This is a genomic window from Chordicoccus furentiruminis, from assembly GCF_019355395.1.
Classification (GTDB): Bacteria; Bacillota; Clostridia; order Lachnospirales; family Lachnospiraceae; genus Chordicoccus; species Chordicoccus furentiruminis.
The window spans coordinates 2,664,688-2,686,005 of sequence record NZ_CP048829.1; the positions used below are offsets into that span (position 1 = coordinate 2,664,688).

At 50.7% G+C, this 21,318-nt stretch carries 18 protein-coding genes; 16 read left to right on the forward strand and 2 right to left on the reverse strand.

Annotation, left to right across the window (positions count from 1 at the left end):
- The first annotated feature begins 35 nt into the window (after nt 1-35).
- The 14 genes from G4C92_RS12130 (at nt 36) to G4C92_RS12195 (ending at nt 16,869) form a co-directional block, all read left to right on the forward strand.
- Nucleotides 36-485, forward strand: a complete 450-nt coding sequence (locus G4C92_RS12130; RefSeq protein ID WP_274940095.1) for a DUF1648 domain-containing protein — start codon at nt 36-38, stop codon at nt 483-485.
- 37 nt (nt 486-522) lie between these two features.
- Entirely contained in the window at nt 523-1,044 is a 522-nt protein-coding gene (locus tag G4C92_RS12135; protein ID WP_274940096.1) for a GNAT family N-acetyltransferase, read from the forward strand.
- Between the two features lie 72 nt (nt 1,045-1,116).
- Nucleotides 1,117-2,157, forward strand: a complete 1,041-nt coding sequence (locus G4C92_RS12140; RefSeq protein WP_274940097.1) for a type IV secretion system protein — start codon at nt 1,117-1,119, stop codon at nt 2,155-2,157.
- A 26-nt stretch (nt 2,158-2,183) separates the two neighbouring features.
- Nucleotides 2,184-2,846 (forward strand): PrgI family protein, encoded by a 663-nt coding sequence (locus G4C92_RS12145; protein WP_274940098.1) that lies wholly within the window; start codon nt 2,184-2,186, stop codon nt 2,844-2,846.
- Nucleotides 2,821-4,737, forward strand: a complete 1,917-nt coding sequence (locus G4C92_RS15215) for a VirB4-like conjugal transfer ATPase, CD1110 family (RefSeq protein ID WP_408611778.1) — start codon at nt 2,821-2,823, stop codon at nt 4,735-4,737. The genes G4C92_RS12145 and G4C92_RS15215 overlap by 26 nt, the downstream gene beginning before the upstream one ends.
- Before the next feature lie 780 nt (nt 4,738-5,517).
- Nucleotides 5,518-7,365 (forward strand): group II intron reverse transcriptase/maturase, encoded by a 1,848-nt coding sequence (ltrA, locus tag G4C92_RS12155; RefSeq protein WP_274940099.1) that lies wholly within the window; start codon nt 5,518-5,520, stop codon nt 7,363-7,365.
- A gap of 197 nt (nt 7,366-7,562) precedes the next feature.
- Nucleotides 7,563-7,937 carry a hypothetical protein gene (locus G4C92_RS12160; RefSeq protein WP_274940100.1) on the forward strand — a complete coding sequence of 125 codons (375 nt, stop codon included), beginning with the start codon at nt 7,563-7,565 and terminating at the stop codon, nt 7,935-7,937.
- A 101-nt stretch (nt 7,938-8,038) separates the two neighbouring features.
- On the forward strand, nt 8,039-8,815 hold the full coding sequence (locus G4C92_RS12165; protein WP_274940101.1) for a DUF134 domain-containing protein: 777 nt from the start codon (nt 8,039-8,041) through the stop codon (nt 8,813-8,815).
- Nucleotides 8,816-8,908: 93 nt separating this feature from the next.
- Nucleotides 8,909-11,167, forward strand: a complete 2,259-nt coding sequence (locus tag G4C92_RS12170) for an NlpC/P60 family protein (protein ID WP_274942011.1) — start codon at nt 8,909-8,911, stop codon at nt 11,165-11,167.
- A gap of 140 nt (nt 11,168-11,307) precedes the next feature.
- Entirely contained in the window at nt 11,308-13,383 is a 2,076-nt protein-coding gene (locus G4C92_RS12175; RefSeq protein ID WP_274940102.1) for an NlpC/P60 family protein, read from the forward strand.
- Between the two features lie 13 nt (nt 13,384-13,396).
- Nucleotides 13,397-14,053 (forward strand): hypothetical protein, encoded by a 657-nt coding sequence (locus tag G4C92_RS12180; RefSeq protein ID WP_274940103.1) that lies wholly within the window; start codon nt 13,397-13,399, stop codon nt 14,051-14,053.
- Between the two features lie 13 nt (nt 14,054-14,066).
- Entirely contained in the window at nt 14,067-15,260 is a 1,194-nt protein-coding gene (locus G4C92_RS12185) for a hypothetical protein (protein WP_274940104.1), read from the forward strand.
- Nucleotides 15,261-15,414: 154 nt separating this feature from the next.
- The gene (locus G4C92_RS12190) at nt 15,415-16,446 is read left to right on the forward strand and encodes a hypothetical protein (RefSeq protein WP_274940105.1); all 1,032 of its coding nucleotides are present in this window, start codon (nt 15,415-15,417) and stop codon (nt 16,444-16,446) included.
- 66 nt (nt 16,447-16,512) lie between these two features.
- Complete coding sequence (locus G4C92_RS12195; RefSeq protein ID WP_274940106.1) at nt 16,513-16,869, forward strand: hypothetical protein; 357 nt, start codon at nt 16,513-16,515, stop codon at nt 16,867-16,869.
- 37 nt (nt 16,870-16,906) lie between these two features.
- Here the strand turns inward: G4C92_RS12195 and tnpC are convergent, their stop codons facing one another.
- The gene (gene tnpC / locus G4C92_RS12200; protein WP_274939918.1) at nt 16,907-18,358 is read right to left on the reverse strand and encodes an IS66 family transposase; all 1,452 of its coding nucleotides are present in this window, start codon (nt 18,356-18,358) and stop codon (nt 16,907-16,909) included.
- Complete coding sequence (locus G4C92_RS12205) at nt 18,351-18,731, reverse strand: hypothetical protein (RefSeq protein ID WP_274939919.1); 381 nt, start codon at nt 18,729-18,731, stop codon at nt 18,351-18,353. The genes tnpC and G4C92_RS12205 overlap by 8 nt, the downstream gene beginning before the upstream one ends.
- A 261-nt stretch (nt 18,732-18,992) precedes the next feature.
- Here G4C92_RS12205 and G4C92_RS12210 point away from each other — a divergent pair, with 261 nt between their 5' ends.
- Both G4C92_RS12210 and G4C92_RS12215 read left to right on the forward strand, forming a co-directional pair.
- Entirely contained in the window at nt 18,993-19,394 is a 402-nt protein-coding gene (locus G4C92_RS12210; protein WP_274940107.1) for a plasmid mobilization protein, read from the forward strand.
- Nucleotides 19,366-20,937: a relaxase/mobilization nuclease domain-containing protein gene (locus G4C92_RS12215; RefSeq protein ID WP_274940108.1), complete on the forward strand. Its 1,572-nt coding sequence runs from the start codon at nt 19,366-19,368 to the stop codon at nt 20,935-20,937. Before G4C92_RS12210 ends, G4C92_RS12215 begins: the two co-directional genes overlap by 29 nt.
- The last annotated feature ends 381 nt before the right edge of the window (nt 20,938-21,318 follow it).

Genomic DNA, 21,318 nt, shown 5'->3' on the forward strand with positions numbered 1-21,318 from the left:
CCGCTTGATTCGGAATGCGTGTATGGAGTCTCACCATGAAAAGGTTGCGGTTGATTTCCAATATCATCAGTATCTTGCTGATTGGCGGTTATGTTGTTTTTCTGACAGCTTGCTGGACCAATATTCCGGAAACTGTGCCGACACATTTTGATGTGCTGGGAAGAGCGGATGCCTACGGAAGCAAAGAGAGTCTGATAGCAGAAGTTGCTATTATGGCTGCCCTGTTCCTTCTCCTGGCAGTAGTCGAACGTTTTCCTTCAGTATGGAATTTTCCGGTGAAAGTGACTGCTGAGAACAAAGCCAGGCTGTTTGCGAAAGGTTTTGCAATGATCGGAGCGATGAAGGTCCTTATGGTCTGCATGTTTATCAATATCGGCCTGAGCAGCATTGTCGCGAACTATCCGGTATGGCCACTGTATCTGCTACTGGTACTTATCACTGTGGTTATCATTGCTGGGATCATAGCAAGTGTGCGTGCACGCTGAGAGGAGAGACATGAGAATATCGCCAGGCAGTTATTTCATGAAGAATGGAGAACAGGTAGTGCTCGGCAGTCCGGAGCCTGAGGATGCTTCAAGAATGCTGAATTTTCTGAGAGCAACTGCTGTGGAATCGAACTTCCTGGTGCGGTATCCGGAAGAGATTACGATGACAGAGGCAGATGAACGCAGCTTCATTGCCGGACTTGATTCGTCCCCGAATGAGTTTATGCTGAATGCAAGACTTGGTGACCAGATAATCGGCAATGCGGCTGTAAACATACTGGCAGAGCGTCAGAAGCTTCGACACAGGGCAAGCCTTGGTATTGCTGTCAGAAAAGACTATTGGAATCTGGGACTTGGACGGGAGCTTTTGCAAAGAGCGATTATTCATGCAGGTGAGAATGGTTTTCTTCAAATTGAACTCGGAGTGTATGAGAACAACTTGGCAGCCAGGCATTTATACGAGAAGGAGGGATTTACTGAGATGGGGAGAATACCGAGAGCGTTTCGCCTTAAGAACGGGACATTTATTGACGAGATACAGATGGTAAGGTTTCTGTAAGAAACAATAACAATGATATGAAGCATCGGTCGTGCGGACCGGTGCTTTTCTTTTACCTTGAGGAGAAGGGAGGTGAATGAAACGATGTGGCAGCAATTTATGATCCAATCGATGCCTATGGCATTAAAACTTCCAGGATGGATGACCGGCATCGGGAGCCTTATTAAAGACGGGATTGGCCAGGCGGCAAATGCCATGTATGAAACGGTCCTGTCGCCGATGCTGACATGGCTGGGAGGAATCATGTTCGCTCAAGGTCGTGCCCTTTTGAACTGCGGTTTTTCCATCTGGAAGAGCTGCACCCAGGTAGCCCTGAACTTTGTGCAGAAGAATCCGGAAGGGCAGTTCGGTGCATGGTCCATTGTGTCGGGATCCGGGGTCTATGGTGTGTTCCTGGCAATCGCCGGTTCACTTACGATCTTCTATTTCGTGGCCGGGTGGTTGAAAGAGAGCATTGACATCCGGAGCACATTCAATCTGGAGTCCATGTTCAAAATGTTTATCCGATTCGCAATTACTATTTCGCTGGTGATGAATTCCATGTCGCTGGTGAGGGGTATCAACAATGCCTCATTAGCGCTGGCGCATACGATTCAGATCACGGAATCGGACGAGAAGAAGCAGACGGTGGATCAGGTCTTTGACAGCATGGAGGAGTCTTTGAAGAGCACCGGAGAAAGTGAAGGAAGTTCCTGGTTCTCCGCCGGATTGATCGCACTGATAGGCGGTCTGGTGGGAATGTTTACCATTCTCGTTTCCGGAGTTGAGCTTGCAATCACCGTGATCAAGCGCCTTTTCAAGGTCTATATGTGCATCCCCTTTGCCCCGGTAGCGCTCGCGGGCTTTGCCGGCGGGCGTGAATTCGCACAGACCGGGATCGCATGGCTGAAGACCTTCACTGCATATTGTCTGGAGGCGTTTGTGATAGCTCTGGCAATCAAACTGAGCTTCGGCCTGTTTGCCTCGGCGGCACTGAACTTCACAATAGACAGTGCGGATATCACAGTGCAGATGATGCTGGCAATATTCAACCTATGTATGCCGATGGTCGCCACGGCAGCATGCGTGAAAGGAGCAGACGGAGTAGTAAGGTCCTGCCTTGGACTGGACTGACATAGAGAAAAGGATGGTGATCTACCATGATGATTCCTGTGAATCAGGACATTGACTCTTACAAGGACGATTTTTTCAAAGGTCTGACCATGCGTCAGACCTTATTTGCAGTCGCCGCGGTTATAGTCAGCGGAGGGCTTCTGGCTTTCTTCCTTCTTTACCTGAAGCTGAATGCCTCCGTGGCGATGTACCTCACGCTTCCGGTAGCCTTCCCGATCATCGCGGTCGGGTTCATTAAGGTCCACGGAATCCCGCTCGGCGAGTACCTGAAGCGGAAGAAGAAGGTACAGCAGCAATCGTCCTTCTTCTACCAGCCGGAAATGGTCTTCTGGCAGAATCAGGGTTTTAAGGATTCTATGGATATGGATTCAGGCGAACGCGATGCAAAAGCAAAGAAGAATCTGGAATCAAGAAGTAAAACAACCAGGAAGAAAGATCTCCGGAAGATCTATCTGGAGACGGAGGAGACCATTCTGGGGGAGGAGAAATCGGTGAGGAAAGCAGGAAGGACCAAAACAGTATGCGGCGAAGCAAAAAGCGAGGTGAGATCGATTGAAGGCAATGAAGGAATACAAGGAGCTGACGCAGCCGCTCTACCGGCTGCCGAAGACAGTCCAGCAGCTGATTCCAATCAGCCGGATCTCGAAGGACGGGATCTGTCAGCTGGAGGAAAAACCGAAGGGTGCTGAAGTTCTTTTTGACAAGGCATATCTCTTTCTGGACACGAACTTCGCGACCATGGATGATCTTGAGAAAGATGATTTCCTCAGGCGCTACTGCCTGATGCTGAATAGCCTGAATGTCAGTTTCAAGATCCTCATGATCAACAACAACCAGGACATGGATCAGGTCCGGAGGGACGTCTTTATCCGTGAGAAGGACGGCATGTTCTCCGAAATGGTCCACTCCTTCAACAAGTATATTTCCGACAGGGTACTGGAAGGACATTCCGGTCTGACCCAAGTGCGGATCTTTGTGCTGTCTGTGAGGAAGAAGGATGTCGGAGCAGCACGGGACTATTTCCGGTCGATTGAGGCCAACCTGACAGTGAATTTCAGCAAAATGGAAAGTGCCCTGATCCCCATGAATGGAACGGACCGGCTGCGCTACCTCTATGCTTTCTGGCACATGGGAGAAGGAAAGCAGCTGACCCTGACATGGGAGCAGATGGTGAGGAAAGCGAGGGACTGGAAAGATTTCGTCGCTCCGCAGCATGTCGGATATTTTCAGGACGAGTACGGAGTTATGGACGGGGTCACACTTCAGTTTGCAAATCGTTACAGCCGGGTGCTATATCTGCCGCATCTGCCGAGCGGAGTCAATCCGGAGATCATGAACCGGTTCCTGTCCGGGGATTACCAGTGCTCCGTTACCATTGATGCGGCGGCGATTCCGATGGACGCTGTCCACAAGAGGCTGAATGATCTTTACATGCAGGTCGGCCGGACGATCGAAAAACAGCAGGAAACACGGAACCGGGCCGGCGCCTGGTCGAGCGATGTCTCCTATGAAGTCAGAAGACAGAAGAGCGAGATCGAAGAACTTCTGGATGTCATCAACGACAACAATGAGAGGATGTTCTACGTGGGAGTCTATGTGGTGATCAACGCTCCGACGCGGAAGGAACTGGAGAACAACGTGACCGCCTTCTGCTCGGCGGCAGAAGGAGAAGGATTTCATTTCGAACCCGTCTACTGGGAGCAGATAGAGGCTTTTCATACAGCATCACCCTGCGGGGCACGGTTCTGCAACACTATGTATCCGCTGCTGACACAGCCACTGGCTGCATTTACACCTTTCATCGTGCATGAACTGTACCAGCCGGGCGGAATCGCTTACGGAGTGAACCAGATCAGCCGCAATATTCTGGTCGGCGACCGGAAGACACTGCTGAACGGAAATGGCTTTATCCTGGGGCTTTCCGGTTCGGGCAAGGGCATGGAGACGAAGAAGGAGATCACGGAGATCTTTCTGACGACAGACGACGACATCATCGTCATCGACCCGATGAACGAGTACGAGGCGATCTGCGATTACTTCCATGGTCAGTTCATCGACTTCTCCTCGACTTCGAAGCACTACATCAATCCGCTGGACACGGATACCCTGCAGTACATGGACTCCAGGTCGACATTCCTGAAGGACAAGACGAACCTGATGCTCTCCATCTTCTCGCAGATCAAGGAGAACAGCATGGAGCCGGAGGACAATTCCATTATCGGCCGGGTTGTCCAGCAGATTTACAGGGGAGTCGGTGAGAAGAACTTCAGGACACCGACATTGGTAGAGTTCTATGAGATTCTGAAGGAGCAGCCGGAAGTGAGAGCCCAGGCGCTTGCTTTGTCCATGGAATTGTTCGTTACCGGTGCTATGAACATGTTTTCCAAACCGACAAATGTGAATACGAAGAACCGTTTCACTGCTTATGGGATGGCGGATATCGACCGTTCGCAGTCCGGCATGGGGATTATCATCATGCTGGAGTCGGTTCGCTCTCGCATAGCTGAGAATGCTAAGAAAGGAAAATGTACATGGGTGTTCATAGATGAATTTCACAGGGCGAGGCGTTTCGCCGCCTGAGAGTCTTTGACTTTAGGGTAGCGGGACTGGCAGTGCCCAAAACTGCCAGTACAACTGTTATGGTACTGTTCAAATGAGTGGGTAACGCCACGAAGGGACACACACAAACTGCCCACTGCGTTAGTAGCAATGCAATGCGAAAAGGTAGGGAGAGCTGGGCTGAAGAGCAAAAAGCCAGCCCCACAGAGTTACACTGGGGAAACGTTTGCAGAGGTGCAGGCCGCTGGTGATTATGTAGTGCAGCTGTATATGGTGAGAATCCTTAGGGGGACGAACCAACGATTGAAAGGGTCTAGAATTCGAATACGTTGAATAAGCGTATGCCGGTTGCCCGGGGTCAGCTACCGAAAAGTATGGGTTGTGGATTTGAAATTCGGGATACCGTTACAGGCGGTATAAGCTGGCAGGCCCATAGAAGGCACCTAAGTACAGCATTGGTATCATATCGGAACGTCGGAAGCAGCAGACAGGGAGTGATTGCATTCGTGATGATCTGTTGGCAGGGAAAGCAGTGCAGGATAACCGAAACTGTATAACCTGCCTTAACTGCTGTGAAAGCGGAGGCACGAGCGAAGAAGTTTCTGTAACGGAAATGGAGCAACAGCCTCTAGTGGGGCGCCGTGAGAGCGGTGCTTGATAGTTGCAAAATAAAACGGTCAACATACATAGGTTCGAGTAGGACTAAGAGAAACGAAGTCTTGCGAAAGCGAGGTGATGTTGACTATGCAGAGAACAGGAGTGCTTAAGAATAGCTCTATCCGACATGCGGAGTATTACAACATGATAGATGTGCTGGATGCTCTATATAGGGATAGTGCGGAAAACAAAGTATTCACAGACTTGGTAAGTATCATAGCAACCAAGCCCAACATTGAAATGGCCTATCGCAACCTTAAGGGAAACAAGGGTAGCAGTACTCCTGGAGTCGATGGACTTTCGTTCAAAGACCTCAGTGCTATCCCAAGCGAGCTATTCGTGAAAAAGGTGCGGGACAAAATCTGGAATTATCAACCAAAGGCGGTAAAGCGGGTCTATATACCCAAACCCAATGGAAAGATGAGACCTCTTGGAATCCCTACCGTAATAGACCGGGTAGTTCAACAAAGTGTATTGCAGGTCATGGAACCTATATGTGAAGCGAAGTTCTATGCGCATAGCTATGGGTTCAGGCCAAACCGCAGTACAAAGGAGGCGGTAGCGTTTTGCTACAAGCTGGCACAGCATGACGGCTATCACTTTGTGGTAGACGTGGACATTAAAGGTTTCTTTGATAACGTGAACCATGGAAAGCTGCTGAAGCAGATATGGAGTCTCGGTATCAGAGATAAGAGACTGATTTGTCTGATCAGCAAGATGCTGAAAGCGCCGATTGAGGAAAACGACGTAAGGTGGATTCCCGATAAGGGTACACCGCAAGGCGGAGTCCTCAGTCCACTGCTGGCCAATATCGTTTTGAACGAGCTTGACTGGTGGATTGCGAGCCAGTGGGAGGAGATGCAGGTGCAGAAAAGCCTTCCGAGTGACATGTGCAGAAATAGTAACGGCTCATGGAACAAAGGTGCATTGTACAGGCGTCTTAGGAAAACGAGTCTGAAGGAAGTCAGAATCGTCAGATATGCAGATGACTTTAAAGTTTTCTGTAAAAGCTATGACGAAGCTGTCCGAATGAAGAGAGCTGTGGAAATGTGGCTATGGGAGCGATTGAAGCTGGAAACATCGCCGGAGAAGTCGAAGATTACTAATCTGACGACTGGATACAGCGATTTCCTCGGAATCCGATTCAGACTGATCCAAAAAGGGAAAAGGTGGGTAATCAAGTCGCATATGACTGATAAAGCCATTGCGATGGAGCAGGCAAAGTTGAAGAACTCTTTAGTTAAGGCCTGTAAAGCCCATGCCTCTGAAAAAGCACAGCATGACGATATCATCGCCTATAATCAGGCGGTTGTTGGTATCCACGGGTACTACAACATGGCAACAATGGTCAATGAAGACGTGCATAGGCTCTTTCCTGCTTTGGACAGAACGATGAAGATACGATGTGCCAGAAGCAATTCTCTTAGTAAGGATAAGCCTGAAAAACTCAAAGGCGCAATGGATGAATATTTCTTTCAGATGTATGGCAAGTCGAAGCAAGTGAGGTACATCAATGGGATGATTGTGGTCCCGGTCGCCTACTGTCATACGACGAATCCGATGTGCCATAGCCCTTCGGTGAACAAATACACACCGGAGGGGCGTAAGAGGATTCATTCGCTCCTGCAGAGCAGAGCTTATTCCAAGGTGCTGATTGAACTGGCTGAACAGTCCAGTCCGGAAGGCATCGAGTTTTGCGATAATCGACTCTCAAGGTTTGTTGCTGCAAAAGGTAAATGTGAAATCACCGGTAAACAGCTTTTGCTGGAAGATGTTGCTTGTATCAGAATTATTCCGAAAGCAAAAGGTGGCAGTGACAGCTATGACAATCTGAGAATTGTCTGCCGTGAGGTAGAGAAGATTATATTTGCTGATGATGTGGATGCTATCAGAGAGACGATTCGTCGCCTCAATGAGAATTTCAATGTTCGTATGCAGAAACTGAACCGATGGCGGCACTTAGCCGGCTTAGGGACAGTGTGCATGAAATAAAGTGAGCACGAATACTCTGAGAGTGGCCGTTTTAATAATGATGGAACTATTCCCATGGAACGCCGTGTGCAGTGAAAGCTGCTTGCACGGTGTGGGCCGGGGCGAAAGGTCCGAAAGGATCTGACCTATCGGCATACCTCTCCCACAATCAATACTCCGCTGCTTACCTGGAGAAGATCTGGAGAGAGGTACGAAAGATGGGCGGCCTTTGCACGGCGATTACGCAGAACGTGGCGGATCTGCTGACAACGACTGCGGTTGAGTCGATGCTCTGTAATAGCGAGTTCCTGATGCTACTCAATCTGAAAGAGAATGAGCGGCACTTGCTGGAGACGGAACTTGGTATTTCACCGAACCTCATGCAGTACATCAGCAATCCCGACTGCGGCTGTGGACTTCTCAAGTTTGGAAACCGGGTCATCCCCTGTGACGGAAGACTTCCCAAAGACTCTGCCATGTATCAGCTCTTCAATACTAACTTCCATGAACTGGCGAAGATCAGGAAGAACCGAGTGAAGGGAGAAGTGAAAAAGCCGGAGTTCCTTTACGGGCAGCTGGATAGCTCCATTTGATCATCGTAATCACCAGTCAGGAATAATCTTGCATCCATGCAAAAACTATTTTATGACATATGTCAAAAACTGATTGACACATTTTATGGGATAAGCATATAATGACATATGTCAGAAATGGAGGCGATGCTGTGGCTGGAAGACAAGAGAAAACCCGTATGATTGGGACAATGCCGGAGTACATTTCTTTCAATCCGGAAGGAATACCAAATGGAGAAAAGGTTACACTTACTTATGATGAATTTGAAGTAATACGTCTGATTGATCTAAAGCACCAGAATCAGACAGACACGGCAGCTCAGATGAATGTCGCAAGAACAACAGTAACAGCTATTTACGAAAGAGCACGGACAAAGCTTGCTGATGCTTTGATCAATGGCAAACAGCTTCAGATAGAAGGCGGCAAGGTGGAATTCAAGCCTGTGAGAGTACAGGCGGATCATGAGATAATGTCGAAAGGAGACAATGTAATGAGAATAGCGGCAACTTATGAGAATGGTCAGATTTTCCAGCACTTTGGAAGGACACAGCAGTTTAAGTTCTATGATGCTGAGGACGGTAAAATCCTTGATTCCCAGATCGTGGGTACAAATGGCGCCGGGCATGGGGCTCTTGCTGGATTCCTGAAAGATAACAAGGTGGATGTACTTATCTGCGGAGGTATTGGCGGCGGTGCACAGCAGGCCATGAAAGAAGTGGGGATATCCATATACGGCGGTGTCTCAGGAAGTGCCGATGAAGCTGCCCGGAAACTGCTTGACGGCAGTCTGGAATATGACCCGAATGTTGTTTGCTCTCATCATGAAGGAAATCATGGAGATGAGGGATGCGGACATCATGGAAATGGTGGCTGCGGGAACCATGGTTGCCACGAGTAACCAATCGAAGAACAGTAAGCAGAAAAGCATGAAGCATCTGGCCAGCAGGTCAGGTGCTCATTTTATTTCCAGGAGGTGGTGCCTTTGCGCCAGATGAAAACAGCGATGGATGTCCGGATCCGTCAGCAGAAAGGACCATCTTTTCAGAATCCTGACCAACAGCTCCGACAGTTTGCTTCCATGAAGATCAGAGGGTCTTTTGCCCTGCGGGAAGAGGTGATTGCACAGCTTCCTGAGAAGTACAGGAAGGCGTTGCTCTCCATGCCGCGAAGACAGCGTGAGCAAATTCTGTCTGAGATAGAGAAGAAGATCGATCGGAAGATCCAGAGCGGAACTATGGCAAAGACCGCGGCGAGGTTGGATGTAAAGGAACAAAAAGAGATTCAAAGGATGACGTTACCCGGACAAGGGACAACATCCAGGCAATGGATATCGTCCGGGCAGAGGATGGAAAACAAGCAGGCTACAGTTCGGAGATATCGTCTCCAGGGGAAAACGAGGAGAACGACCCTAAGAGGAGAAATCCCGGGTTGCCAGGAACCACTATCAAAGTTGTTTCCTGAAGATGGAGATCATGAAGCCTCGATCGAATCTGCTTTTGGGAACAGTAACGGCAAAGGAAGACCAATCGGATCCATTCGGAAAGAAGTTGCAAAGAGGGAGGCAGTAAAGAGAGAGTCGGCACGACCAAGGGCAGGCCCCAAAGAAGAACCGAAGGTGGGAATCGATATTGGTCCGGGAGCTGTCTCAAAAAATGGACAGAGAATAAGTACTGGGGCCCAAAATAATGCATCGATAAATATCGAATCAATAGAAAATAAAATATCGATAAACAACGATGTATTAAGAACTGACAGTTTCAAGACATCTCCGGAAGCTATTTCTTACCAGCAGCGTCTTCTTGCCGGTGCGAGAACGAGGAAAGAGAAGGCTGAGATCCAAAAGGCGATTCAGACAGTGTCTGCCGGCAGAGTGGACCGAGCAAACAGCAGGGTCCTTCAGAGTGCAGCACTACGGACCGCTTATCTGGAAAGAGAATCTTCCGAAGCATACGGTCAGATTCTGAAAAGTGCGGGATTCTCTTCAGACGGTCAGAAGGCGGCCGCACAGCTTGCCTATGAAAAGCAGGTTCGCAAAGCACTCAAAGGGGAATACAGGAAACAGCTGACAGAGAAGATTTCCAAGCTGAATGTAAGTTCCCTGGCGAAGAAGGCACAGATGCAGAAGTTCCGGCAGGAGCAGATGCAGGAGGACGAGCAGAGCCGGGCAATGACGCAACAGGCCGAGCAGTCATTTGGATTGATGGCCAAAGGAACTAAAGCCCTGAGGAAAGTGGCTGATGACGCGCGCAAGGCAATCCGGGCACTTGTCAGAAAGAAGCTTGTTATCCTGATCATCCCGCTCATTCTGGTCCTGATACTGCCGTTTCTGATGATGTTTATTCCGATTCTTGGGACGGCAACTGCTACCTCTTATGAGGATAATGAAGTGTACGCCTATGCAGATGCAACGGAGCTGATCGAGTATGCCAAACAGTGGATTGGAAAGATTCCATATGTGTGGGGAGGTGGACATGGAGGCAGTCCGACTGCATGGCAGAGCGGGTGCGACTGCTCTGGATTCGTACACGGGGTATTCAATCATTTCGGCTATGAGATCGGTGGAGATACCGGAGCCATGGAGACGCAGGCGGGAACGCACATCGCTTACGATTCGCTGGTTCAGGCAAAACCGGGAGATGTCCTGATCTATTACCGTACAGGCACCCATATAAAGGGTCAACCGAACGGAAATGGATCCACGCATGTTTCCATTTACATCGGGAACAACCAGATCATCCACCAGTCGGGAGGCGTTCACATCTCGAATGAGTACCATCAGTACTTTGAGGTGAGAAGAGTACTGACACCCGACGTAGGCGGAAGGGGGAACATTTCCGGAGGGCTCGGAGGAATGGGGACCTATGGACACAAAACCGATGCTACCAACTATTCGCAGTCGGACCTGGAACTGATCTGGGCAATTGTGGCGCAGGAGGACAACGGGTCCTACAAGGGAGCTTTGGCGGTCATCTCTTCTGCCATGAACAGGGTGGAGTCACCTACCTGGAGCTGTGAAGGGAGTAACGCTCTGGCGCAGCTGACAGCACCTGGTCAGTACTGTTACAGCAACGATACCTACTGGCAGGCAAGGCTGGGCGGGAACGTTCCGGACTATGTGAAGCAGGCGGCCAATGACTGTCTGAAGAAAGGAAAACGGAACCACAGTTATACCAGCTTCCGGAGCACAAAGGGCAAGACGACAGGAGCGGATGCAGTACAGATCGGCGGCAACTGGTTCTTCGGCCATTAATACGGAAAGGAGTGTGCAGAGAAAACATCATGAGATTCAGAAAAATAACAGCGTTGCTTTCAGGGGCAGCCGTTCTCATGACTACGGTCACGGGCGGCTGCTTTTCTGTACCCGCGGCAGAGACAGAAGCGGACAGGCAGATGATTGCTGTAGAGGAGAGCATCTCTTCGACAGAAACACTGCCGGTACCACTCACGGAAAGTTTTCCGGAGATGCAGTCAGCCGGGCAGACTGAGGACAACGCAGAAAAGGAAGCGGGAAGAAATGAGACAGCAGTTACGGAGACAAATCCGCCTGTCCAGGAGGAGACAGGTTCGTCTGAACAGACGCAAGCGGAGACGAAGCAGAAAGCAGAGACAGAAACAAGAGCGGAGGGTCATACCGAGAAGGAGAGCGGAACCGAGAGTACTGCGGCGACCGAACAGCAGCCAGAAAGTGAAAAGGAAACAGAATCTGGAACCAGTCAGACGGAAAAAGATCCGCTGAATGAAAGCGAAAATAAATCTGACTCAGAGAAGGAATCTGAAACTGAAAACGGGTCAGAGACTGCCCGTGAAACGGAATCAGAGCCGGAAAGTGAGTTTCAGACAGAGCCAGACACGGAACTCTCACTTGAAGAGGAGACTGAGACAGAATCAGAGACTGAAGTCTATCTCGATGAACTGCCGGAAGAGGAGTCAGAATCCGAGACAGAGGAGGATTATTCCGGCGGCAGCTATTACTACAACGGCAGCTACTGGGACCCGAGCTGGTACTTCAAACGGGACTTTCGTTTCTCTCAGGTGAAGAAGCAGTATGCGATCGCCCACGGAGACAGGAGCAACCGGATCTACGAACAGCCGGACCAGAAGTCGGCAATCGTCGGCGAAGTACCATTTTTCGGATTGGTCTGTGTGCTGAAATCCATTGGCGACTGGTCCTATGTGGAATCGGGCGATGTCAGAGGCTTCATTCCATCCTCTGAGCTTGAGTCGGGGAGCGATACGACGGACATGGTTGACCTGATCGGTGAAAAGGGATTTGAGACTGCGACACCCGATATTGAGATCGCGGACAACATGGCTTTCACTTACACGCAGACGACCACGAAGGATGTCCTGGCAGATAAAGATTCTGCCCTCGTTCTGACAAAGGCAGAGGTGCTGGAGTATCCGAAGGAAAACTCCAGGGCAGTTGGTGAGGTCAAGTCAGGCAGCCTGGTCTACATCCTTGCCGAACCACAGGACGAGAGGGACTGGTACTTTGTCGAGTCCGGTGATGTCCGCGGATTCATCCGGAAATCGGATCTTATCAGCGGAGGTAGCGTGGCAAGTATCCTCCAGGATTCGGGAAATGAGAATCTCGCGACGGAACTGATCAGTCCGGAGGACAATCGTTCCCTCTACTTTTCTTTGAGCTCGGTCAAGCCGGCGGCATCCTCGATGGGAGAAGAGATTGCAGAGTACGCGACAACCTTTGTCGGGAAGATTCCATATATCTGGGGTGGTACAAGCCTCAGCTATGGAGCTGACTGCTCCGGCTTTGTTCAGAGTATCTTCAGCTCCTTCGGAATTAACCTTCCGAGGATTGCGCAGGACCAGGGAGCAAACGGAGAGATCGTTCCGGATGTGTCGGACGCCCAGCCGGGAGACATCGTGTACTGGGGCAGCAACCCTCATGTAGGAATCTATCTTGGGAACGGCAAGGTGGTCCATTGCTCCGGACATGACTATAACACTGCGGAGAACCCCGGAACGGGTCCCATGATCAGCAACGTAGACTTCATGCCTATCACTTCAATCCGGCGATACATCATCCTTCAGGACAACAGCGAGGGGATCGCGGAGACCGGCTTCCGGACGGACAGGACAGAGTATTCACAGAAACAGATGGAACTGATCTGGGCAATCGTCGCACAGGAAGACAACGGATCCTATCAGGGAGCACTGGCTGTCATTTCCTCTGCCATGAATAGGACCGAGTCCGGCAAGTGGGGATACGAAGGAGGCAATGCACTGAGCCAGCTGACCGCTCCGGGGCAGTACTGCTATTCGATGGACAGTTACTGGAAAGCGAGACTGTACGGCAACGTCCCAGATTACGTGAAGCAGGCAGTCGATGACTGTCTGAGGCGTGGAATCCGCAACCACAACTTCACCAGTTTCCGGAGCAGAAAAGGCAAGACGACCGGGGCAGGCGCAGTCCAGATCGGCGGCAACTGGTTCTTCGATACATGAAAGGAGAGAGCGCATGGATAAGAAAAAACTGCGGAGTTATATCCTGATCTTCTGCATTGCTGTTCTGATCTCGGTCTACCTGCCGTACCTGATCGATCTTGGATCGAGCAAACTGGTTGACGGTCTTGATACAGAGACGGAACAGACGGAAGCCACGACAGAAAGTGGTTCGGGTTATGCGGGAGCATTGGGCGGCAGCAGTGTATCTGAAACAGAGAACGATGAGAGCGGGGGCGGGTCGAAAGAGAAGGATGATACCGGGGGACAGACAAAACAGAAGCCTTCCGAATCATCTGATTCCGGCAAAGCACCGGTCACGGACGAGGAAGTCCAGAAACAGAAGGAGGAGCAGGACGAGGGCCTTAAGAAGTTCCGCCAGTCCTTTCATCCGGAGATCACCGAGGCCTATTCGGGTGTGCGGGAAGCTTTCATCGGCGACCGTGCGGTGGAGTTTGACCATGCCATCGCAGACCATTTCTACCAGGCCTACGGAGATCTCTATACGGTGACGAAGGTGGAACTGAAGGAAATGCTCGATGAGACGGATGATGAGATCCGCTGCATGGTCAGGGTTTACACGAATTCCGGAAAGAAGACCTACTCGCAGGACTACATCGTCGTATACAGCAAGGCATATGACTTTTACAGCGTCTATGCCTACAACAGATGAGGAGGGGACGGACATGTATCCGAATAGACGAAACAATAAACCGCTTCTGATCACTGGTGTCGTGATGGCGGCGGCCATCGCCGGGCTTGTCACACTGAACTTTGTGGTTCGGAAGCCGAAGGCACCGGTCGAGACAGAAGCGGCAAAGCACAGCGTTCTGATCTACAAGAGCGCGGACGGCAGCATCGAATATGACAAGAAACTCTTTTCAAAGGAGGATGACGAGAAGCTGATGCTTTCGGTCACTCCGCAGGAAATGGTCGCCCTGGTGGTTCATCCGGTCGAGGGTAAGTACTTCGACGACGTATCGATCAACGCCACCAATGACATTTCCACCAGTTATTCCTATCTGGTGAATGATGCGGACGACGACAACAAGAGAATCAACTTCGTCATGCCGGACGAGGATGTTCTGGTGAACCTGAAGTTTTCAGACGAGGAAAAGAAACCTGAAGAGCAGAAAGCCCCGGAGGCATCCACGGAGCCGGAGACGATGATGGAGACGCCGGAGACCAATCCCTACAACCTGACGATCCATGGGCTGACGGCTTCGATCCTTCAGTCCTACAGCGGACAGTTCGACGACCAGAAGTTCCTTCAGCAGCTTGGCGACCAGCTCCATATCAGCTCTGCCATGTCTGAGTATCAGGGAGTGACCGATGTGACATTTTCCGAAGAAGAGTACAAGGGCGAGAAAGATGCGGATCAGGTTTACCACTATATCTATTTCAACAACGACCCGAGGTGGGAGGCTCTTGCTGTGTATTACCCGAAGGAAAAGAAGTATCTCTTTACCGAAGTGGAGCGTGAGAGTGAGACAGCCCAGAGCGAGACCGCAGCGCCGACTTCAGACAATTCGCAGATGGGAACCGGAACTTCTTCCGGCGGTTCATCCGGGAGCTATAGTGGAGGCGGCTACTCAGGCGGTTCATCCGGAACTTCGCAGGAGGTGACCACTTCCTTCGATATCCTTCAGGTTTCAATGAATCTGATCAAGTTTGTCGGAGGAAAAGATCACTTCTATGATTCGGCATTCGATTATGTGCTGAAGAGCGGCAAGACCGGGGAACTGGTCGGAACTCTGAGCAGTTACGAGCTTCAGCCGGAGCAGAACCGGGCGCTGTTTACGATCGAACTGAATACCGGAGAGACAATCGAAGGAACCTACGACAAGGCTGCTGACTCATTCAAGTTCAGCGGCCTTTGACATTTCGAGGAGGGTCGTTCATATGGACAAGGATATGAGAAATGAAGCTCCGAAGGATTTTCCTCCGAAGCGGGAATATGAAACACCAGAAGGACCGCCTGATACATGCCATCCGAAGCATTCATGGATCAGAAGATGCCTGAAAGATAAAAAATTGGATGAATCTGAAAATAACAGCAACCTGGATGATCGGCGCAAGGTCATCCGGGCCAGAAAGATGGCGACACTTGGCGCTTCCATCATCTTTATTCTGGGACTTGCTGTCGTCGGAGAACTGGCAAAGCTGCCGGATTCAGACAGCAGTAATCAGCAGGCGACTCAGGTGATGAGTGAGTTGAATGCTGCTGAGAGCGGCGGAGGCTATGGACTTGCGGAGGCAATCGAGACCGAAGCGGCTATTCCGCAGACTGGGATTTCTGAGGAGGAGAAGGCAAAGCTGATCAACAAAGGCGCGGATTCCATGAAGGAGCAGATCTTTGGAAAGGAAGAGGACCAGGGAATCAGCCCTTATCTCACGATTACCGGGATGACGGACAAGGAGAAGCGGGATTCCGGATTTGTGGAGACAGACTTTCTCAGGGCGGCAGGTCTTTTCCTGAAGGACAGAGGAATCAGCACAAAGAGGATCATCGTGGAGAAAGAGGTCGAATGCTCACTTCCTAAGGGAATGGCTTTTCAGGGAAGATTGGAAAAAGTGGATGGCAAGAGCTTCCGCTTCATTCTTTTCCCGGAACTTCCGGGTCAGTACATCTTCATGATTGAGGAGGATGAGAAGGAGGTCCAGCCGGAGACTCTGACGACGGAGGAGGCTTCAGAAACAGATAACCAGTCCCAGTCGGCAGGCTCTCAGACCCAGGTAGCTTCACAGGCACAGAACCCATCGCAGGTTCAGCCCCAGCCACAGAGTCAGACTCAGGAACAGGCGGACGACTATGACGCGAGGAACATTTCCATCAGCTCTGTTCCGGAGGAACTGCTCAACTACATAGACAACCGTTATGTGTTCCAGTACAGCCTCTACGACTATCTTTTCAGACATGGAAAGAAGGATGTTGAGAGCGCTGAAGTGACGGACTACTCGATCGATGCCGGGACAAGGCAGGCGACCATTCACCTGAAACTTTCTGATGGTTCGAGTCTGACCGCTGTCTACAGCAAGAGCGGCGGCAGGTACACATTTTCATAATTTGATGGAGCGGATCGAAATTCAGTCTGGACAACTCTTTGGCGGAAATGAAAAATGGGAGGTCTCATGAAAGCAGTGGTGATTCTGGCCTGTGACGGACTTAGCGAGATTCTCACTTCAAATCCCGTTTCCGAACTGAGGAGGCTGAAGATTCTGAGAGCCGTTTTCAAAAGTCCGGAGGAAATGGGAGGTGAACGGGTCTATGCGCTGAAGATGAAAAATGGAGATGCAAGGGACCGGAAGTCCCTGAAGCTGAAAAGGCGGGCAATGAAAAACTGCAAGGTCCTCGGTTTTGGCACCGGATGGATCTTTTTTATTGCCCCGGCCAAAAGCCTGATGCAGCTTCTCGCAATCCGGAACCTGCCTCTCCATGAAATGACAGAAACGGAGCTTTGCAATCTTCTCAGGGAGAAGAGGGGGTGATTTTTCATGAATTTTTGTAACTGTTCAGAACCCCTGCTTACTGCAGGACGATCTCAGCGTTCCCAGTAAAAGCAGCTGTCAAAGCTTCATAAGCGCTGATACCGTGCTTCCTGCCTGTGCTAATGTATGACATGATGTCCAGATAATCCTGCGCCCCACTTTCTGTACGGAAACATCCGGACACCTTGGTTTTTGTTTTGACATTGCGGACATCGCGCTCCGCCTGGTTGTTATCAAAGGGAACATCGAAGTCCCTGATAAAAAGGCAGACTGATGCCTTGAGTGCCATAAGGCGTTCGATGAGCGACCGCTCTTTCCCTTTTTTCTTCCGCCCTTTCTTTTTCTTTAGCGGATCTGGGGAAAGAGGACATTCCTCATTTGCCATCATCATAAGCCTGTCATACTCTGTGTCAAACTTATGAAGGTGATAGTAGCTGAGTTCCGTTTTGCCTTTGACCACCGCTTTATCACGGGCCTTTTTCATGGAACGGAGGAGGGTCTTGAACCCCGGCGCCCACATGTGTCCCGGACTATACTGTTCAACACCGGTCAGTTCGCGCAGCAGATGTCCATTGCAAACTGCGTGTGTGATATCGTCATACTTCCAGTATGGAGACCAGCAGTCATGTACAGCAATACCGCCAAACTTGGTGAGCACACCATTCCCCTCCATGCCGATCTGGCCACGTTTGGTGCTGATCGTCTGATAGGTCAGATCCGAAGTGGATGAATTATGCACCCAGATGGTTTTTCCATTCACGTCGGTGCCGGTCTCATCAAAGTTGGCGACCTTCGACCCGATCAGCATGGACTTTATAGTCTCAAGTGTACCGCCCACTTTTTGGGCGCACTTCGACACCATGGAGGTGATCGTCCCGGTGGACAGGCTGATCCCGAGAAGGCTTCCCAGCAGGACATGGATCCGCATTGTGCTGACTGCTCCATAGGTGCTCAGCAATCCGGCAAGTACGGAAACGGAATCGCCATACTGTACATATGCCCGGATTCCCTCAGGGAATTCCCCGGCCAGGGCTTCCCCCGTACATGGACATGATGCCACCTGGATGGACTGGTGCTCTGTCACCCTGGTTGTGATGACTGCATTGACTTCATAACGCTTCTCACCGCAGGTAAATACTTTGCCGCTCATGACGCACTCGTTCAGCCGCGGGCAGGAAAGGCACTTTTTCGGCAAATGTTTGCTGTATTCATCCGGTTCATGCGGGATCGACATATGGGAGCCCGGATGCCCCTTCTGTCCGCCCTGCTTCTTGCCGGATTTCTGCCGCTGACTTTGAGGCTTTGGTTTATTGAAACCATCACTGGAAGGTGGCTTGGAACTGTTCTGGGAGTTCTGATTCAGCTGGCGCTGGAGCTCTCGGATAGTTTCCTCTAATTCCTTGATGGTTTCCGTCAGTGATTGCACAAGTGCGGTGAGATCCGCATTCTGTTTTGCCATTGTTTCGATAATAAGATCTTTGTCATCCATTGACCCGCTCCTTTCCGGAAGCGGTATCCATCAGGATATCACAAGCCTTTTTCATCGAACAGCGGCAGAAACGGGTTTCGCCTTCTGCGGCGGTAAGCTGACTACGAAGCTCTGCAATAAGGGCATCCTTCTGCGCTATTGTTGCCAGAGCCTGCTCATACAATGCCCTATAGTCTGTATCACTATGGGTCAGGGAAGCAGCATCTGCCTTTGTCCGCTTTCCCGTCGGGACAATATCGCCTGTGGCAGGATCGATGCGGCCAATCAGCTTGCGGTGGGAACGGGGCTGCTTCAGCTCCTTATCCCAATAGGAAACAGACTCATAGACATATGTTATATTGCGAGCTTTATTATGAACCTTTACGATTGCCATGAATCTGTCTCCTTAATAGTGTTACTTTTATTATATTGTATCACTATTAAGGAAAAATATCAAATGTTACGTGTCACTATTATGTAAAACTATGTCAGTGCAGGGGGTTCTGAACAGTTACGAATTTTTTTATTTTTTTGAGGGGCCAGGGGAAATTCCCCTGATTCTTCGGATGTCTGCCAAAGGCGTATCTTGCTCACCCACTCATTATTTTTCTGGAATTTTCTGCTAAAAAATCGAAAAAATACGGAGGAAAAAATCATGACGATATTCGGAATTTATTATCCGGAGCCTGAGGGCTGCCGGACCAACAGGATCACTTTAAGGCTCACGGACAAAGAACAGGAGATGCTGAAAGACGCCGCCTGGAAGGCGAAGATGAGCCAGGCGGCATTTATCCGAAGCAAGGTCTTCGGGTCGAAAGTACCTGAGCTTCCGGCTGAGGTCAAAGACAGCCTTCACCGGCTCGACTACAGCATCACGAAGATCGGCACAAACATCAATCAGATCGCTCGCGTGGCGAACGCATCTGGATATGTCAGCAGCTATGAGATGCGAAATCTCCGGGAGAGGCAGGAGGAGCTGGAAGAGACCTGCAGCAGGATCTTCCGGGAAATCATGAGGGCTTGCGAGTATGGCGGTCACGAAGCTTCTTCGGATTAAGGAGAGAAAGTCGGGAGACCCATCCGGAGGCCTGAAGGCAGCACTCCGCTATATCTGTAATCCGGACAAGGCGGCCCTGATTGGGGGAAATGCAGGAAGCAGTCCGGACCATGCCTATGCGGTCATGAAACGCAACAAGGACTACTGGAACAAACCCGGAGGGAGTGCCGGTTTTCACTACGTGATTTCATTTCCACCTGACTGCAAGGTTGATGCGAAAACGGCCGCTCTGGTTGCGGAGGACTTTACTCAGGATCTTATGGGCGGCAGGTATTATTTCACTTATGCGGTCCACACGGACAAGAACCATATGCACGTGCACATCGTCTTTGACTCGGTCGCGGTCGACGACGGGGTCAAGTACCATTCACCAAAGGGAGACTGGGAGAAACGGATCCAGCCGATCTCCGACCGGGTCTGCCAGAAGTACGGACTGCCGCCGCTTGAATATGGTGAGGAAAGGACATCAGTCGACCATGGCGAATGGACCCGGAGAAGAGAAAGACGGAAGGAGAAACAGGATGGTCCAGATACCAGGGACAACTGGGAAACGGGGAAACAGCAGGCAGAACATCCTTACATCCACAACTGGTTCGACCTCATGAGGGATGATATCGACGAGGCAATCATGCGAAGCCCCTCGTATGGATCATTTCTGAAATATCTGCAGTCGCTGGGCTACATTGTCCGGGACGGAAAGTATCTGTCTTTGAAACCGGAAGGAAGGGAGCGTGCGGTACGAACCCTCAGACTCGGCAGAGGATATTCGAAAGAGGAGATCCAGGAGCGAATCGAATTCGTGCGAAGTCATCCGGTCGATCCTGAAGACTATCGAAGGTATGGAGATATGGAGACGGTTCGCCGCCTTCTATTTCTGAAGAAGAACAGCTCTGGAAAATGGAAGATGACTCCCTTCCAGCGGAGTTTTTACCGAAGCTGGAGAAACACCTGCCTGATCCGAAGACCCGGTCCCAGGGCAAGAAGAGGGAGTCGGTCCGCTGTGCTGCAGCTGGAGGAACTGTCCGATAATCTGCAGTTTCTGATCCGGGAAGATATCCGTTCGGAGGAGGAGCTACGGCAGAAATGGGAAGCGTCTGGAATTGAGCGGAAAGCCGTCCAGTCGGAACTCTCATCTGTAAGGACCAGAATTTACAGAAGTGGTATCAGCAGGAATGTCCGAAGGTGGAAGGAACTGAAGGAAAAGGCAAGGCGTACCCCGGAAGAGGAGTCCGAGCTTCTGCAGCTGGAGAAGGAAATCGAGAGGACAATGCCGATCGAGCGGGCAATGGCTTATGAGGCAGATCTTGAAGCGCAGAAGTCAAGATGCCTAGAGCAGATTCGGACGTTAAAGAGCAGGGAACGTCTCCTTGCCGGAATTGACCGCCAGCTGATGGAAATGGCGAAGGAGAACATTTCTAATCACGATACAGACAGAACCATTAATAGCAGAAAACCAGAGAACAGGGTGAAGGTTCCGGAGAGGGAGGCTCCGGCAAGGTCAGAGGAAAAAGTCAAGAATGAGAAAGAGGAGGTCATCAGATGAACGAGAAGGAAATTGGAGAGATCAGCATTGAAGCAGAAGAAGGTGGACAGGCTACGGTTTCCGCAAAATCGGAGGTAGCTGTTTCTGATGAGGACAGGAAACTGGAGGAGCAGGTTGCCGGTCCGGTCAAAAGAGGAAGAGGCCGTCCGCCGAAGAATCAGAAGCCGGATCAGGCGGAAGCAGCGAATCCAGCAAACATGGCCGAGGATGTTTGGGCAATGCCGGGGATGCAGGTATCGGATCCGGCGGAAACGGAACGGGAGGATTCTTCTGATTCGGAAAAAACCGACACCGCATATCCGGAGAGACCACCGGCGCAGGACTTCGTCATGGTCAGCCGGGGCATGCAGCTTCTGACGGAACTTGTGAAAACGCAGAACC

Bases quoted from the DNA above. Each gene is read 5' to 3' on its own strand.
- G4C92_RS12135 (WP_274940096.1), top strand. From the start codon at position 523: ATGAAGAATGGAGAACAGGTAGTGCTCGGCAGTCCGGAGCCTGAGGAT.
- G4C92_RS12185 (WP_274940104.1), top strand. From the start codon at position 14,067: ATGTATCCGAATAGACGAAACAATAAACCGCTTCTGATCACTGGTGTC.
- G4C92_RS12210 (WP_274940107.1), top strand. From the start codon at position 18,993: ATGACGATATTCGGAATTTATTATCCGGAGCCTGAGGGCTGCCGGACC.
- tnpC (WP_274939918.1), bottom strand. From the start codon at position 18,358: ATGGATGACAAAGATCTTATTATCGAAACAATGGCAAAACAGAATGCG.
- G4C92_RS12165 (WP_274940101.1), top strand. From the start codon at position 8,039: ATGACATATGTCAGAAATGGAGGCGATGCTGTGGCTGGAAGACAAGAG.
- G4C92_RS12195 (WP_274940106.1), top strand. From the start codon at position 16,513: ATGAAAGCAGTGGTGATTCTGGCCTGTGACGGACTTAGCGAGATTCTC.
- G4C92_RS12145 (WP_274940098.1), top strand. From the start codon at position 2,184: ATGATGATTCCTGTGAATCAGGACATTGACTCTTACAAGGACGATTTT.
- G4C92_RS12170 (WP_274942011.1), top strand. From the start codon at position 8,909: ATGAAAACAGCGATGGATGTCCGGATCCGTCAGCAGAAAGGACCATCT.
- G4C92_RS12160 (WP_274940100.1), top strand. From the start codon at position 7,563: ATGGGCGGCCTTTGCACGGCGATTACGCAGAACGTGGCGGATCTGCTG.
- G4C92_RS12215 (WP_274940108.1), top strand. From the start codon at position 19,366: ATGGCGGTCACGAAGCTTCTTCGGATTAAGGAGAGAAAGTCGGGAGAC.
- ltrA (WP_274940099.1), top strand. From the start codon at position 5,518: ATGATAGATGTGCTGGATGCTCTATATAGGGATAGTGCGGAAAACAAA.
- G4C92_RS12130 (WP_274940095.1), top strand. From the start codon at position 36: ATGAAAAGGTTGCGGTTGATTTCCAATATCATCAGTATCTTGCTGATT.
- G4C92_RS12175 (WP_274940102.1), top strand. From the start codon at position 11,308: ATGATTGCTGTAGAGGAGAGCATCTCTTCGACAGAAACACTGCCGGTA.
- G4C92_RS12180 (WP_274940103.1), top strand. From the start codon at position 13,397: ATGGATAAGAAAAAACTGCGGAGTTATATCCTGATCTTCTGCATTGCT.
- G4C92_RS12205 (WP_274939919.1), bottom strand. From the start codon at position 18,731: ATGGCAATCGTAAAGGTTCATAATAAAGCTCGCAATATAACATATGTC.